General features: G+C 74.2%; 14 protein-coding genes and 1 riboswitch. Of the genes, 7 read left to right on the top strand and 7 right to left on the bottom strand.

Going from position 1 to position 14,303, the window contains the following annotated elements:
* The 5 genes from ACFV2S_RS21600 to ACFV2S_RS21620 form a co-directional block, all read right to left on the bottom strand.
* Positions 1-881, bottom strand: an 881-nt coding sequence (locus tag ACFV2S_RS21600) for an ABC transporter ATP-binding protein (RefSeq protein WP_385561421.1), incomplete at its 3' end; no start/stop codon positions are given.
* On the bottom strand, positions 878-2,191 hold the full coding sequence (locus ACFV2S_RS21605) for an energy-coupling factor transporter transmembrane component T (RefSeq protein ID WP_385561424.1): 1,314 nt from the start codon (positions 2,189-2,191) through the stop codon (positions 878-880). The genes ACFV2S_RS21605 and ACFV2S_RS21600, both read right to left, overlap by 4 nt.
* On the bottom strand, positions 2,188-2,862 hold the full coding sequence (locus tag ACFV2S_RS21610) for an SCO2322 family protein (RefSeq protein ID WP_385561427.1): 675 nt from the start codon (positions 2,860-2,862) through the stop codon (positions 2,188-2,190). The genes ACFV2S_RS21605 and ACFV2S_RS21610 overlap by 4 nt, the downstream gene beginning before the upstream one ends.
* Positions 2,859-4,109: a prenyltransferase/squalene oxidase repeat-containing protein gene (locus ACFV2S_RS21615; RefSeq protein WP_385561429.1), complete on the bottom strand. Its 1,251-nt coding sequence runs from the start codon at positions 4,107-4,109 to the stop codon at positions 2,859-2,861. The genes ACFV2S_RS21610 and ACFV2S_RS21615 overlap by 4 nt, the downstream gene beginning before the upstream one ends.
* 95 nt (positions 4,110-4,204) lie before the next feature.
* Positions 4,205-4,280, bottom strand: a riboswitch (cobalamin riboswitch).
* Between the two features lie 108 nt (positions 4,281-4,388).
* On the bottom strand, positions 4,389-5,426 hold the full coding sequence (locus ACFV2S_RS21620; protein WP_385561432.1) for an MBL fold metallo-hydrolase: 1,038 nt from the start codon (positions 5,424-5,426) through the stop codon (positions 4,389-4,391).
* 358 nt (positions 5,427-5,784) lie between these two features.
* Between ACFV2S_RS21620 and ACFV2S_RS21625 the strand changes: the two genes are divergently transcribed.
* The 3 genes from ACFV2S_RS21625 to ACFV2S_RS21635 all read left to right on the top strand — a co-directional run bounded on the left by ACFV2S_RS21625 (position 5,785) and on the right by ACFV2S_RS21635 (position 8,132).
* On the top strand, positions 5,785-7,248 hold the full coding sequence (locus tag ACFV2S_RS21625; protein WP_385561435.1) for an aldehyde dehydrogenase: 1,464 nt from the start codon (positions 5,785-5,787) through the stop codon (positions 7,246-7,248).
* Positions 7,248-7,481 (top strand): ferredoxin, encoded by a 234-nt coding sequence (locus ACFV2S_RS21630; RefSeq protein WP_383791528.1) that lies wholly within the window; start codon positions 7,248-7,250, stop codon positions 7,479-7,481. Before ACFV2S_RS21625 ends, ACFV2S_RS21630 begins: the two co-directional genes overlap by 1 nt.
* A 111-nt stretch (positions 7,482-7,592) precedes the next feature.
* The gene (locus ACFV2S_RS21635) at positions 7,593-8,132 is read left to right on the top strand and encodes a hypothetical protein (protein ID WP_385561438.1); all 540 of its coding nucleotides are present in this window, start codon (positions 7,593-7,595) and stop codon (positions 8,130-8,132) included.
* Positions 8,133-8,184: 52 nt separating this feature from the next.
* On the opposite strand, the gene ACFV2S_RS21640 is transcribed toward ACFV2S_RS21635, so the two are convergent.
* Positions 8,185-8,808 carry a TetR family transcriptional regulator gene (locus tag ACFV2S_RS21640; RefSeq protein WP_383791534.1) on the bottom strand — a complete coding sequence of 208 codons (624 nt, stop codon included), beginning with the start codon at positions 8,806-8,808 and terminating at the stop codon, positions 8,185-8,187.
* Positions 8,809-9,014: 206 nt separating this feature from the next.
* On the opposite strand from ACFV2S_RS21640, the gene ACFV2S_RS21645 reads away from it, so the two are divergent.
* The 4 genes from ACFV2S_RS21645 (at position 9,015) to ACFV2S_RS21660 (ending at position 13,228) form a co-directional block, all read left to right on the top strand.
* Complete coding sequence (locus ACFV2S_RS21645) at positions 9,015-10,349, top strand: glycosyltransferase family 4 protein (RefSeq protein ID WP_385561442.1); 1,335 nt, start codon at positions 9,015-9,017, stop codon at positions 10,347-10,349.
* 52 nt (positions 10,350-10,401) lie between these two features.
* Positions 10,402-11,148 carry a class I SAM-dependent methyltransferase gene (locus ACFV2S_RS21650; RefSeq protein ID WP_383791540.1) on the top strand — a complete coding sequence of 249 codons (747 nt, stop codon included), beginning with the start codon at positions 10,402-10,404 and terminating at the stop codon, positions 11,146-11,148.
* The gene (locus tag ACFV2S_RS21655; RefSeq protein WP_385561447.1) at positions 11,145-12,233 is read left to right on the top strand and encodes a prenyltransferase; all 1,089 of its coding nucleotides are present in this window, start codon (positions 11,145-11,147) and stop codon (positions 12,231-12,233) included. The genes ACFV2S_RS21650 and ACFV2S_RS21655 overlap by 4 nt, the downstream gene beginning before the upstream one ends.
* Before the next feature lie 134 nt (positions 12,234-12,367).
* Positions 12,368-13,228 (top strand): DUF2690 domain-containing protein, encoded by an 861-nt coding sequence (locus ACFV2S_RS21660; RefSeq protein WP_385561450.1) that lies wholly within the window; start codon positions 12,368-12,370, stop codon positions 13,226-13,228.
* Here ACFV2S_RS21660 and ACFV2S_RS21665 read toward each other — a convergent pair.
* Positions 13,194-14,153: a hypothetical protein gene (locus ACFV2S_RS21665; RefSeq protein ID WP_385561452.1), complete on the bottom strand. Its 960-nt coding sequence runs from the start codon at positions 14,151-14,153 to the stop codon at positions 13,194-13,196. The genes ACFV2S_RS21660 and ACFV2S_RS21665 overlap by 35 nt on opposite strands.
* Positions 14,154-14,303 lie beyond the last annotated feature (150 nt).

Here is a 14,303-nt window from a genome sequence, read left to right on the forward strand (position 1 = left end):
GGGGGGGACCCCCCCCCCCCCCCCCGCGCCTCCGCCGCGCGCGGGCGTCGGGGGCGGGCCCCGGTCCCGCCCCCCCCCCCCTCCAGCAGCGCCTTCAGCGGCGTCGCCCGCCGCCGTGCGTCCCGCACCGTCAGGGGCAGCGGGTCCCAGCCCGCCAGGCGGCCCAGGGACACCACCGGGGGGTGCACCGGCGAGACGGACATGATGTCGGCCGGCGGGCCCAGCACCGCGTCCGGCAGGAGGAGGACCTGGTCCGCGTACTGGACCACCCGCTCCAGGCGGTGCTCCGCCAGGAGGACCGTCGTGCCCAGGTCGTGCACCAGGCGCTGCAGCACCGCGAGGACGTCCTCCGCCGCCGACGGGTCCAGCGCGGAGGTCGGCTCGTCGAGGACGAGGACCTTCGGGTGAGGGGTGAGGACGGAGCCGATCGCGACCCGCTGGCGCTGGCCGCCCGAGAGCGTCGCGAGGGGCCGGTCCCGCAGCTCCGCCAGGCCCAGCAGGTCCAGGGTCTCCTCCACCCGGCGCCGCATGACGCCGGGCGCGAGCCCGAGGGACTCCATTCCGTAGGCGAGCTCGTCCTCGACCGTGTCGGTGACGAAGTGCGCCGACGGGTCCTGGCCCACCGTGCCCACCAGGTCCGCGAGCTCGCGCGGCGGATGCGTGCGGGTGTCGCGGCCGTCGACGGTCACCCGCCCGGTCAGCGTGCCGCCCGTGAAGTGCGGGACCAGGCCCGAGACCGCGCCCAGGAGGGTCGACTTGCCGACGCCCGAGGGGCCCACCAGGAGGACCAGCTCTCCCTCGGGGATCGTGAGGTCCACGTTCCGGAGGGTCGGCGCGGTGTCCTCGTCGTACCTCATCGAGACGTTCTCGAAGCGGATCACACGTTCTCCTTGGGAACAGGGGCCACGAACGCCGGGACCAGGCCCACCAGCACCGACACCGCCGGCCACAGCGGCAGCTCCGGCGCCTCCAGCGGGACGACCCCGGGGTGCAGCGCCTCCGGGGCGTAGGCGTTCGCCCAGATCATGAGGACGGCGACCGCCACCCCGGACCCGGCGACCAGCCAGGCCCGCGCGCCCCAGCGGTCGGGCCGGTAGCGCGTACGGACCGTCCGGCGTCCACCGAGCCGGAGCCCGGCCATCGCGGCGAGCAGCCCGGCGCCGAGCAGCGGGAGTCCGTACCCCGCGCCCTCCGCCGCGAGCAGCCCGTACGAGCCCGCGCAGACGCCCAGGAGTCCGCCCAGGGTCAGCACGTTCGTGGTGCGGCGCACCGCCGCCGGGACCCGGGCCGTGCGCCCGTACCCGCGCGCGTCCATCGACGCCGCCACCGCGATCGACCGCTCCAGGGCGCCCTCCAGGACCGGCAGGCCGATCTGGAGCACCGCCCGGACCCCGCCGGTGGGCCGGCCGCGCAGCCGGCGGGCGGTCCGCAGCCGGACCACGTCGGCGACCATGTTCGGCGCGAAGGTCATCGCGACGACGACGGCGACCCCCGCCTCGTACAGCGCCCCGGGCAGTGACTTCAGCAGCCGCGCGGGGTTGGCCAGCGCGTTCGCGGCGCCCACACAGATCAGCAGGGTCGCCAGCTTGGCGCCGTCGTACAGCGCGAACACCAGCTGCTCGGCCGTCACCCGGCCCCCGATCCGTACCCCCTGCGCCCAGTCCGGCAGCGGCACCTCGGGCAGCGTGAACAGCTCGTGCTCGCCGGGGATCGGGGAGCCGAGCAGAAGGGAGAAGACGACCCGCAGTCCGACGACGAACAGGCCCAGCTTCACGAACGCGCCGTACGAGCGGGCCCAGGGTGCGTCCGTGCGCCGGGCCGCCACCACGTAACCGGCCACGCCGACGAGCAGCCCGAGCAGCAGCGGGTTGGTCGTCCGGGAGGCGGCGACGGCGAGCCCGAGGGCCCACAGCCACCACGCGCCCGCGTGCAGGGCGTTGGCCCGGCTCGCTTCGGGGGCCGTGAAGAGGCCCCGGGCCGACGCCGACGAGCCCCGGGCCGACGCGGCCGAGGCACTGCGGGGCGATGTCGACGCGCCACGGATCGACGCGGCCGACGCGCCACGGATCGACGCGGCCGACGCGCCACGGATCGACGCGGCCGACGCGTCGCGGGGCGACGTCGACGCGCCGAGGCCCGGCGCCGAGCCGCTGTCGCCCGACGTCGGCGACCCGTCACGGACCGTACTCATCCGCGTCGGCGGGCCTTCCAGACGGCCGCCCCGCCGAGGGCCAGGACCGCCGCCCCGCCCGCGAGCACGCCGACGGACGGGCCGTCGCTCCCGCCGGATTCCCGCGCGGCCGCCGGCGCCGGGGTCTTCCCGGCCTCCCCGGCGTCCCCGCCCGCCTCGACCTGCTCGCCGCAGCCCCGCGCCGGGTATCCCGCGATCCCGCACAGCATCGCCGCGCCGTCGTACCGCAGCGGCTTCGCCACCGCGGCCAGCGCCTCCGCGCCGGTCGCGTCCTCACGGACCTCCGCGCAGCCGGCCTTGATCGGCTTCTCCGGCGGGGTCTCGCCGGGGGGTGCGTCGGCGGGGCCGCCGAAGTCGATGACGACCGCGATCCGCTTGGTGCCGTCCGTCTTCTCCACGCCCTCGCAGATCCCGGCGAAATCGGGGGCCGCGGAGGGCCGTGTCGAGTCGGCCGTGTCGTTGCTGATCGCGAAGCGGAAGCCGAGGGCGTCGCCGTCGGCGGGCCGGGCGGTCGCCGGACCCTGTGTGGCGTACGCCCAGGGCCTCCCGCCGTCGCTCTCCCAGAACGACCAGTAGCGGTAGCCGGCGGCCTGCGCCGGGGCCGCGGCGACGCCGGTCAGCGTGAGGAGCGCCCCGGCCGTCGCGACCGCGGCCCGCGTCCGTCCGCTCACTTCCTGCGGCCGCTCACGAGGAAGCCGATGCCGACGCCGACGACCGTGCCGATGCCGATGATCCACCAGATGTCGAAGCCGGAGTCCTCGTCGTCGCTGGTGGAGGAGGCGGAGGTGTCCGGGGTCTTCGGCGCGGGGCCGGTGGCGTTGAGCTGCTCGACCAGGTCCACCGCGCCGAACTCGCGCGGGTCGGTCTCCGTCGCGCGCGCCGCCAGGATCAGCTGCGCGTACGCGGCCGGGCCGCCCTCCTTCGCCCAGGCGGCGGAGTTCTTCTCCAGCCAGGTCAGGGCGGGCTCGGCCTGCTTCGCGGCACCGGACGCGGCGAGCGCGACGACGGCGTCGGCGGTGTTGCCGATGTCGGGCTGCTCGGTGGTGTCGGTGGCGCCGGGCATGGGCGGCAGGGTCAGGTGGCCGGTCTTCGCGAGGGCCTTCGCCAGGTAGGAGGCGCCGTTCAGGGCGGCCCGCTCGACGGTCGGCTTCGTCAGGTCGGTGCAGGCCGGCGGCTGGTCGGGGGAGGCCTTGGTGGCGACGACGCTCTTGCCGAGCGCGGCGAGCGTGGCCGCGGCGGTGGCGTCGGCGTTGGCGAGGAGCTTGCCGGTCTTGTCCGGCTGGTACGCGAACGCTCCCGCGCCGTCCTTGTCCGAGCAGGGCAGGGCGAAGGAGAGCAGGGCGTCGTACGGGGTGCGGCCCTCGGGGGAGGTGAACGAACCGGGCCGGACGCCGATCGCGGCGAGCGCGCCGACGACGACCGAGGTGGAGTTGGCGTCGCTCGCGCCGCCCGCGCCGTAGCCCCAGCCGCCGTCCTTGTTCTGCACGGTCCGCAGCCAGCCGGAGCCGGCGTCGACGGCCTTGTCGATCGCCTCGGGGGAGGCGGCCTGGCGGCGCACGGCACGCAGTGCCTGGACGGCGACGGCGGTGGCGTTGGTGTCCCGCATCGTCTTCGCGTCGCAGGGCTTCGACGGGTCCGCGCGGTACGAGGCGAACGAGCCGTCGCCGCACTGCTGGCCCAGGAGCCAGTCCACGGCCTGGTCGGCGGGCTGGTAGCCGGCGCTGCGCTGGGCGAGGAAGGCGAGCGACTGCCGCCAGACGCCGTCGTACTGCGGGTCCTTCGTGCCGTACAGGCCGGACGGGAGCGTGCCGGTCGAGGGGGTCGGGGACGGCGCGGCGGCGGCCGGGACGGCTGCTGCGGTGCCGAGCACGACTGCGGCGGCGGCGAGCGCGGCGGCGCCGCGGCGGACGGTGTTCATGGGGCCCTCTCCTGCGGCCGGGCACCGGCACGCCACGGGGGCACCAGGCTCCGGCTCCGTATTCCTCGACGGTGCCGGCGTTCACGTCCCGGACGGGGCATTCCGACTCGCCGGTCCTTGGGGGCGCGGCTCACGGTTGCGGGTCAGTGCCGGATTCGCACCGGCTTCCCCCCGTACGGGCATGATGACGACGGGCCCACTCTACCGGCCCGTAGGGCGGGTGACCCGGGGGTGCGAGGCGCCTCACACGACGGCGCGACGGGGTCCGGACGCCGCCCCTCACACCGCCGCGTACGTGACCGGATCGGTGCCCGGCACCGGCTCGGCGCGGCCCAGCTTCACCAGGCGGCGCAGGTGCGCCTCGGCCTCGCTGACGGCGATGTTGCGGGAGCCGTAGGGGATCTGGTCCCAGGGACGGTTCCACTCCATGCGCTCGGCGAGCTGCCACGGGGTGAGCGGGACGGCGAGGAGGCCGAGGAGGCCGGTGAGGCGCTCCTCGTGGTGGTCGAGGAGCTCGCGGACCCGGCCGGCGGCGTCGGTGAAGGCGTACTGGTGGGCGGGGAGGACCTCGGCGACGCCGAGGCGGCCGATCCGTTCGAGGGAGTCGAGGTAGTCGCCGAGGGGGTCGGCCCCGGTGGCGTCGTCGGGGTCCTCGTACAGCCCGATGTGCGGGGAGATCCCGGGCAGCAGGTGGTCGCCGGAGAAGAGCCGGCCGTGGCCGGGGAGCCGGGAGGGGTGCTCCTCCTCCAGGTGGAGGCAGACGTGCCCGGGGGTGTGGCCGGGCGTCCAGACGGCGCGGAGCCGCCGGCCGGCCAGGTCGAGGAGTTCGCCGGGGACGATCTCGCGGTCGGGGAGGGCCGAGCGGAGACCGGGCAGGGTCCGCATCCGGCCGGAGGCGCGGGCGGCGCGCAGCGGGGCGATGTGGTCCTCGGGGGCGCCGACGGTGGCGAGCTTGCGGGCGAGGTAGTCGAACCAGGTGCCCGGTTCGGCCTCGCGGGTGCGGCGGACGACGGCCGCGTCGGCGGCGTGCATGGCGATCCAGGCGCCGGACTCCTCGCGCACCCGGCCGGAGAGGCCGTGGTGGTCGGGGTGGTGGTGGGTGATGACGACGCCGTGGATCTCGCGGACGGAGAGGCCGAGGGCGGTGAGCCCGTCGGTGAGTTCGGCCCACGAGGCGGGGTCGTCCCAGCCGGTGTCGACGAGGACCGGACCGCGGCCGGTGTCGAGGACGTGGACCAGGGTGTGTCCCAGCGGGTTGTCGGGAATGGGCACCCGCAGGGACCAGACGCCTCCGCCGTGCTCGGTCACCTGGGTCATGAGCGTCCTCGTCTCTGTGCGCCGGTACGGCCACGGCCCACCTTAACGAGAACTGACTGTTCGTCAGAAGAGTCTGTGAAGCGCAGACTTCCCCCGCCCGTGACCTGCTTCCCCCGTCGCGGGGTCCGCGCGGCCCGTCCGGGGCGGGCGGACCCGGTGTCCCTCGGGCGCGGGACGGCCCTCGGGTGGCGCGGCGGCACGGCGATGGCCCCCGCCAGGGGTAAAGCTGCTGGTGGGGGCCGGTTCGGTCGGACGTCTGGCCAAGTATAACTAGAACTGGTATCAGTTCTGAAGCACCGTCAGGAAACATCGCCGGGAACATCCCCCGTCACGTTCATCTCCTCGGGAGGCAGCGGTCATGACCGAGCTTGTGGAGCACGGAAAGCTGTTCATCGGCGGGGAGTTGACCGACCCGCTCGGTGACGGGGTCATCGAGGTGATCTCGCCCCACACCGAGCAGGTCATCGGCCGCGTCCCGCACGCCGCCCCCGCCGACGTGGACCGGGCCGTGGCCGCCGCCCGCCGGGCGTTCGACGAAGGGCCCTGGCCCCGGATGACGGTCGAGGAGCGGATCGCCGTCGTCAGCCGCATCAAGGACGCGATCGCCGTCCGGTACGAGGAGATCGCCCGCTCCATCAGCGCGCAGAACGGCTCCCCCTACTCCTGGTCGGTCCTCGCCCAGGCCCTCGGCGCGATGATGGTCTGGGACGCGGCGATCACCGTCGCCCGGGACTTCCGGTACGAGGAGCGGCGCGGCGGGGTGCTCGGACCGCTCCTCGTGCGGCGCGAGCCGGTCGGTGTCGTCGCGGCCGTCGTCCCGTGGAACGTGCCGCAGTTCACCGCCGCCGCCAAGCTCGGGCCCGCGCTGCTCGCGGGCTGCACGGTGATCCTCAAGCCCTCGCCGGAGTCGCCCCTCGACTCGTACATCCTCGGCGAGATCGCTGCGGAGGCCGGGCTCCCGGAGGGGGTGCTGTCGATCCTCCCCGCCGACCGCGAGGTCAGCGAGTACCTCGTCGGCCACCCAGGCGTCGACAAGGTCTCGTTCACCGGCTCGGTCGCCGCCGGCAAGCGGGTCATGGAGGTCGCCTCCCGCAACCTCACCCGGGTCACGCTCGAACTGGGCGGGAAGTCGGCCGCGGTGATCCTGCCGGACGCCGACCTGGAGACCGCGGTCGCCGGGATCGTCCCGGCCGCCTGGATGAACAACGGCCAGGCGTGCGTGGCCCAGACCCGCATCCTCGCGCCGCGCTCGCGGTACGAGGAGATCGCCGAGGCCTTCGCGGCGGCGGCCGGCGCGCTCGTCGTCGGCGATCCGCTCGACCCGGCCACCCAGGTCGGGCCGCTCGTCGCCCGGCGCCAGCAGCAGCGCTCCCTCGACTACATCGGGATCGGCCAGGCGGAGGGCGCGAAGCTGCTGACCGGCGGCGGCCGCCCGGACGGTCTCGAACGCGGCTGGTACGTCGAGCCGACCCTCTTCGGCGACGTCGACAACTCCATGCGGATCGCCCGCGAGGAGATCTTCGGCCCGGTCATCTGCCTCCTGCCGTACGGGGACGAGGCCGAGGCCCGGCGGATCGCGAACGACTCCGACTTCGGGCTCAGCGGCAGCGTCTGGACCGGGGACGTGGAGCACGGCATCGACTTCGCCCGGGGCGTGCGCACCGGCACCTTCAACGTCAACACCTTCAGCCTCGACATGCTCGGCCCGTTCGGCGGCTACAAGAACTCCGGCCTGGGGCGGGAGTTCGGCCCCGAGGGCTTCGGCGAGTACCTGGAGCACAAGATGATCCACCTGCCCGGCGGCTACGAGGGCGGCGCGTGATGGGGGACCGCTGGAACGTCGAGGTCGACCGGAGCGTCTGCATCGGCTCCGGCATGTGCGTCAACCACGCCCCGGACGGCTTCCGGCTCGACACGGCCCGCCAGTCCCACCCGGTGGAGCCGGAGACGGACGCGGGCGAGCGCCTCCTGGCGGCGGCGGAGGGCTGCCCGGTGGAGGCGATCCTGATCACCCTGGCGGACGGAGGGGAGCCGGTGTACCCGCCGGAGGAGTAGTGCGGCGGGGTCCTCGGCCCGGATGGCGCCGTCCTGTCGTTCCCACGTGCAAAACTGGGCCCCTCGGTCATGGGGGCAACGGGCCCCCGTGCGTGGGGAATCGGGAGTGTTGTGCGCAAGGGGATGTGGACGGCCGCCGCGGCCGCCGGTGTGGTGTTGCTCGTCGCGGGCTGTGGTGCCGGGGGCGGGGCGGACAAGGGCGGTTCGTCCTCGGCCGGTTCGGCTTCGACGGGCGGTTCGGGAGCGGGCGGCTCCGGCGGCGAGAAGCTGGACGCCGCCGCCGTCACCAAGGAGGTGACGGACGCGGCGACGGAGGCCGGCTTCACGCAGGACGCCTCGGGCGAGCAGGTGCCGGCCGAGCTCAAGGACTGCATGGTCTCCTGGACGGCCGACGGCGCGAAGGCCGCCGATCCGAAGAAGTCCTACGCGGACGCGGTCTCCACCCTGGCCGGCGGCGGCTGGACGCAGGAGCGGAGCTTCGAGCAGAGCGGCGCGCAGATCAAGACGCTCAAGAAGAGCACCTGGCAGCTCCAGGCCAGCAACCACGCGGCGGGCCCGCTCAAGCTGATCATGTTCATCGCCACCGACACCGGCCCGGAGTGCGCCGCGGTCATCGCCGAGAACAACGCGAAGAACAAGCCCTCCTCCTGACGCGAGGGGACCGCTCCCGCTCCGGCTTCCGGGCGCGGCGGGGGCGGTCCGCTCAGTCCGTCGGCTCCGGCGCCGTCAGGTCGATCAGCCGGCAGACCGTCTCGATGTCGATCTTCACCTGTGCGATCGAGGCGCGCCCGGACAGCCAGGTGATCAGCGCCGAGTGCCAGGTGTGCTCGATGACCCGGACCGCCGAGAGCTGGCTCGGCGTCGGGTGCTCCGCCCCCATCGCGTCCAGGATGATCGCGGTCGTCAGCCGGGACACCGTGTCGACCTCGGGGCTGACGCTGCGGTCCGCGAAGGTCAGCGCCCGCACCATCGCGTCGGCCAGCTGCGGCTCCCGCTGGAGCGCCCGGAAGGCGCGCATCAGCGTCTCGGCGACCCGCTGCGCCGGATCCGCGCCCGCGGGCGGCCGTTTCCGCAGCGTGGTGTGCATGTGCTGGAGCTGGTCCTGCATGGTCGCCACGAGCAGGTGGATCTTGGACGGGAAGTACCGGTACAGGGTGCCGAGGGCGACCCCGGCCGCCTCGGCCACCTCCCGCATCTGCACGGCGTCGAAGCCGCCCCGGGCCGCGAGCTGGGCGCTGGCGTTCAGGATGCGGCGGCGCCGCGCCTCCTGGCGCTCCGTGAGGGGCGGCGACGCGGGTCTGTGGTCCGCTCGGTTGTCTGCGGTCATGAGGTCCCGTTCCGTGCGGTGGGGAGCGACAGTATGGCGCTGCGGCCGCCGTGGCGCGAATCACCTGTTCCGGCTCTCACCACGGAGCTACCTGCCGGTAGATTCTGTGCTCCTTGAAGGATCAAGAACGATCAAGTCTGTAACTTGTTCTAGATTAGCGCGAGCGGTTACGCTCCGGCGAAACGCACGCTCGAAGGGGGTCGCGCATGACCGCTGAGGCCATAGAGGCAAGCCCCCGACAGGGCGTCACCGCTGCCGGTGACGGTCCGTTGCGGATCGCTCTCCTCACGTACAAGGGGAACCCGTTCTGCGGTGGCCAGGGCGTCTACGTCCGGCATCTCTCCCGCGAGCTCGCCCGGCTCGGGCACACCGTCGAGGTCATCGGCTCCCAGCCGTACCCCGTCCTCGACGAGGGCGAGGACCTCGCGGGGCTCCGGCTGACCGAGATCGCCAGCCTCGACCTCTACCGCTCGCCGGACCCCTTCCGGACCCCGAAGCGCGACGAGTACCGGGACTGGATCGACGCCCTCGAGGTCGCCACCATGTGGACCGGCGGCTTCCCCGAGCCGCTCACCTTCTCCCTGCGGGCCCGGCGCATGCTGGCCGCCCGCCGGGGCGACTTCGACGTCGTCCACGACAACCAGACCCTCGGCTACGGACTCCTCGGCGGGCCGCGCGCGATCGGCGCGCCGCTCGTCACCACGATCCACCACCCCATCACCGTCGACCGGCAGCTCGAACTCGACGCGGCCGCCGACTGGAAGCGCCGCGCCTCCGTCCGCCGCTGGTACGCCTTCACCGGCATGCAGAAGAAGGTCGCCCGCCGGCTGCCGTCCGTCCTCACCGTCTCCGGCACCTCCCGCCAGGAGATCGTCGAGCACCTCGGCGTCCGCGAGGACCGCATCAGGGTCGTCCACATCGGCGCCGACACCGACCTCTGGTCCCCCGACCCCTCCGTCGCCGAGGTCCCCGGCCGGATCGTCACCACCTCCAGCGCGGACGTCCCGCTCAAGGGCCTCGTCCACCTGATCGAGGCGCTCGCCAAGCTCCGCACCGAGAACCCCGACGCGCACCTCGTCGTCGTCGGGAAGCGCGCCGAGGACGGGCCGGTCGCCGCCGCGATCGAGCGGTACGGGCTCGACGGCGCCGTCGAGTTCGTCAAGGGCATCACCGACGCCGAGCTCGTCGACCTCGTGCGCTCCGCCCAGGTCTCCTGCGTGCCCTCGCTGTACGAGGGGTTCTCGCTGCCGGCCGCCGAGGCGATGGCCACCGGGACGGCGCTCGTCGCGACGACCGGGGGGGCGATCCCGGAGGTCGCGGGGGCCGACGGCGAGACGTGTCTCGCGGTGCCGCCGGGGGACGCGGGGGCGCTGGCCGCCGCGCTCGGGCGGGTGCTGGGCGATCCCGGGCTGCGGGCCAGGCTCGGTGCCGCCGGGCGCGAGCGGGTGCTGGCCAACTTCACCTGGGCCAGGGCCGCCCAGGGGACGGCCGAGCTGTACCGCGAGGCGGTCGCCCGGCAGGGAGCCGGAGCCCGACGGTGACGTCCCGCAGTGCCCGCCCCCGTTCCCACTCCCCCCGCGAAAGGCAGACCTCGTGCTGACCGTCGACTTCACTCGCTTCCCGCTCGCCCCCGGCGACCGTGTGCTCGATCTGGGCTGTGGTGCGGGCCGGCATGCCTTCGAGTGCTACCGGCGCGGCGCCCAGGTCGTGGCCCTCGACCAGAACGGCGAGGAGATCCGCGAGGTCGCCAAGTGGTTCGCCGCCATGAAGGAGGCCGGCGAGGCCCCGGCCGGCGCGACCGCCACGGCGATGGAGGGCGACGCCCTCAACCTGCCGTTCCCCGACGAGTCCTTCGACGTCGTCATCATCTCCGAGGTCATGGAGCACATCCCCGACGACAAGGGGGTGCTCGCCGAGATGGTCCGGGTCCTGAAGCCGGGCGGCCGGATCGCGGTCACCGTGCCCCGGTACGGACCCGAGAAGGTCTGCTGGGCGCTCTCCGACGCGTACCACGAGGTCGAGGGCGGCCACATCCGGATCTACAAGGCCGACGAGCTGCTCGGCAAGATCCGGCAGGCCGGCCTCAAGCCGTACGGCACCCACCACGCGCACGCGCTGCACGCGCCGTACTGGTGGCTGAAGTGCGCCTTCGGCGTCGACAACGACAAGGCGCTGCCGGTCCGCGCGTACCACAAGCTCCTGGTCTGGGACATCATGAAGAAGCCCGCCCTGACCCGGGTCGCCGAGCAGCTGCTCAACCCCGTCGTCGGCAAGAGCTTCGTGGCCTACGCGACCAAGCCCCACCTCCCGAAGGCCGCCACCGTGGACGCGGGCAAGTGACGTCGCCCGAGCGGATCGCGGAGCACCTCGTCCTGCCCGGGGTGCTCACCGCCGAGCAGGCCGCCGAGACCGTCGCCGGGATACTCGCCGTGCAGCGCGAGGACGGCGCGATCCCCTGGTTCCGCGGCCACCACCTGGACCCGTGGGACCACACCGAGGCCGCCATGGCCCTGGACGCGGCCGGCGAGCACGAGGCCGCGGCCCGCGCCTACGCGTGGCTCGCCCGCCACCAGAACCCCGACGGCTCCTGGTACGCGGCCTACCACGACGGCGACCCGGAGCAGGTCACCGACCGGAGCCGGGAGTCCAACTTCGTCGCGTACATAGCGGCCGGCGTCTGGCACCACTACCTGTCCACGGGCGACGACGCCTTCCTCGACCGGATGTGGCCCGTCGTGTACGCGGCCGTCGAGTTCGTCCTCGGGCTCCAGCGGCCCGGCGGGCAGATCGGCTGGAAGCGCGAGCCCGACGGCACGCCGGTGAACGACGCTCTTCTGACCGGGAGTTCGTCGATCCACCAGGCGCTGCGCTGCGCCCTCGCCATCGCCGAGGCCCGCGAGGAGGCGCAGCCCGACTGGGAGCTGGCCGCCGGGGCCCTGGGCCACGCGATCCGCCGGCATCCCGAGCGCTTCCTCGACAAGTCCCGCTACTCGATGGACTGGTACTACCCGGTCCTCGGGGGCGCGGTCACGGGGGCCGACGCGAAGGCCCGGATCGACGGCGACTGGGACCGCTTCGTGGTGCCCGGCCTCGGGGTGCGCTGTGTCGTCCCCAACCCGTGGGTCACCGGCGGCGAGAGCTGTGAACTCGCCCTCGCGCTCTGGGCGATGGGGGAGTCCGACCGGGCCCTGACGGTCCTCCAGGACATCCAGCACCTGCGCGCGGCGAACGGCATGTACTGGACGGGGTACGTCTTCGAGGGCGCCACGGAGGCCGACCGGGCGGTGTGGCCCGAGGAGCAGACCGCCTGGACCGCCGGCTCCCTCCTCCTGGCGGTGGCGGCCCTCGGCGGCGAGGAGGCGACCGTCGCCGTCTTCGGCGGCGAGCGTCTGCCGAGCGGCCTGGAGCCCGACTGCTGCGGCTGAACTCCCGCCCCGGCCTGGCCTGATAGGTGCTTGACGCACGTATTTCGGCGTGCGCGGAGCACCCCTTACAGCGCTCTAGGATATGCACGTCCATGGCTGGCATGGACATGCATATCAGGGAGAATCGGTCACAGATGGACCGTGCGGGGTCGGTCAAGGACCTGGCGGGCGAGCTGCTCGCGTTGAAGAAGGCATCGGGTTCGAGCTTCGTCCAGCTCAGCGAGAAGACGCACTACGCCAAGTCGTCGTGGGAGCGCTGGGTCAACGGCAAGCAGTTCCCGCCGCGCGACGCCGTCGAGCGGCTCGCCCGGCTGTGCGAGACGGATCCGGCTCCGCTGCTCGCGCTCTGGGACGAGGAGGACGCGCGCCGCTCGGCACCGGAATCCGAGGCCGGGGAAGAGCCCGAGGGCAGGGAAGAGTCCGGGGCCGGGGCCGGGGAGGAGCCCGGGGCCGGGGACGGGGCCGCGGACGGCGCGGCGACGTCCCGGAGGCGCCGCGTCCTGTGGGCCTCGGTCGTGCTCGCCGTCCTCCTCGTGGCGGGTTCGCTCCTCTACGCCGCCTTCTCCGACTCCGGCGAACCGAAGGACGCCCCGCGTCCCAAGCCCGTCGTGACGGTCGCGGGACCGGCCACCGGCTGCACCCTCACCGGGTGCGAGGGCCGTGACCCGAAGAAGATGAACTGCGGCGCCGACGCCGTCACGGTGCGCACCGGTTCCATCCCCAAGGACCTCGTCATCGAGCTCCGCTACAGCCGGGCCTGCAAGGCCGCCTGGGGCCGGATCTCGTTCGCCCAGGTCGGCGCGACGGTCGTGGTCAACAACTCCGACGGCGCCGCCCAGGCGGACGTCGTGCACTTCGACCGGGACGTCTACACGCCGCTGATCGCGGCGCCCGACGACGGTTCGGTCTGGGTCTGCGCCGCGCTCCCGAAGGACGTCCGGCGCAGCTGCACCGGACGCTTCATCCCGAGTGAGGAGAAGGAGCAGCAGCCTTAGCCGCGAGCACCTCGCGCGCCTCCTCGTCCTGGCGGGCCAGGAGGGCCTTCCAGTCCCCGGTGACGGCCGGATGCCGGTCCAGCCAGTCCTGCTGGACGGCCGCGAGCCGGGTGTAGGCGAGGGTCAGATAGCCGGTCGTGCTCTTGCAGCTCAGATCCGCCCGCAGGACGTCCCGGCCGCCGAGGCGGGCCCGCTGGGTGGGCAGGGTCTTCAGGAGCGCCTGCGGGTCGTTCTGTCCCGGGAAGCCGGCCCGGTCCATGCACTGCCGCCAGCGGCCCGTCGCGTCCCGGAACCTCGGGTCCTTCTCCAGGGCCGTACGGGTCTGCTCCTGGCCCTCGTAGAGCAGGATCTGCGTCCGGATCCAGCGCGTCCGGCCGTCGCCGAGCACCCGGGTCTCGGCCTCGGCGAGGCAGCCGTTCCCCGGCCGGGACACGCGCATCCCGTGCTCGCCCTCGACGGTCACCCGCTTGGCCTCGTCACCGAAGAGGGCCTTCGCGTACGCGGGGGAGGCCTCGGGACTGCCGGGCTTCGGCGGCTTCTCGCCGGGCTCCGCCGGGGCGGCCGGGGCCGCGGACGGGGGCGTCTCCAGGCCGAAGGGGCGCGGCCGCTCGTCCTCGCCGGAGCCCGCCGGAGGCGTGGCCTTCGGGGCGTAGCGGAAGCCCTGGCGGGCCATGCAGTCGATGGCGTACCGGCGCTGGGCCTCGGCGCTGCGGGCCTGGGCGCCGGTCCAGGCGAAGACGCGGTCGGTCACGGGCGGCAGCCGGTGCAGCCGCTCCAGGGCGTCCGTCGACACGAGCGCCTCGTCGGAGACCTGGGGCGCGTCCTGGGCGGAGGCCAGCAGGGTGCCGCCGACGACGGCCGCTCCGCCCGCCAGGACGGCGGTGAGCGCGATCAGGGCGCGGCGGGGACGGCGGGTCCCGGGCATGGTGACGGCTGCCTTTCGTCGGCGGTGGGAGGGGTGGGGGGGGGGGGGCCCCCCCGGCCCCCGCCCCCCCCCCCCCCGCGCGCGCGGGGGTGTCTCAGAAACACTGGTTAGGCGGCGTCGGTCGCCGCAGCATGGGGGTGGGCGCGGGGC

This window comes from Streptomyces sp. NPDC059695 (genome assembly GCF_042733785.1).
In the GTDB taxonomy this organism is placed as follows: Bacteria; Actinomycetota; Actinomycetes; order Streptomycetales; family Streptomycetaceae; genus Streptomyces.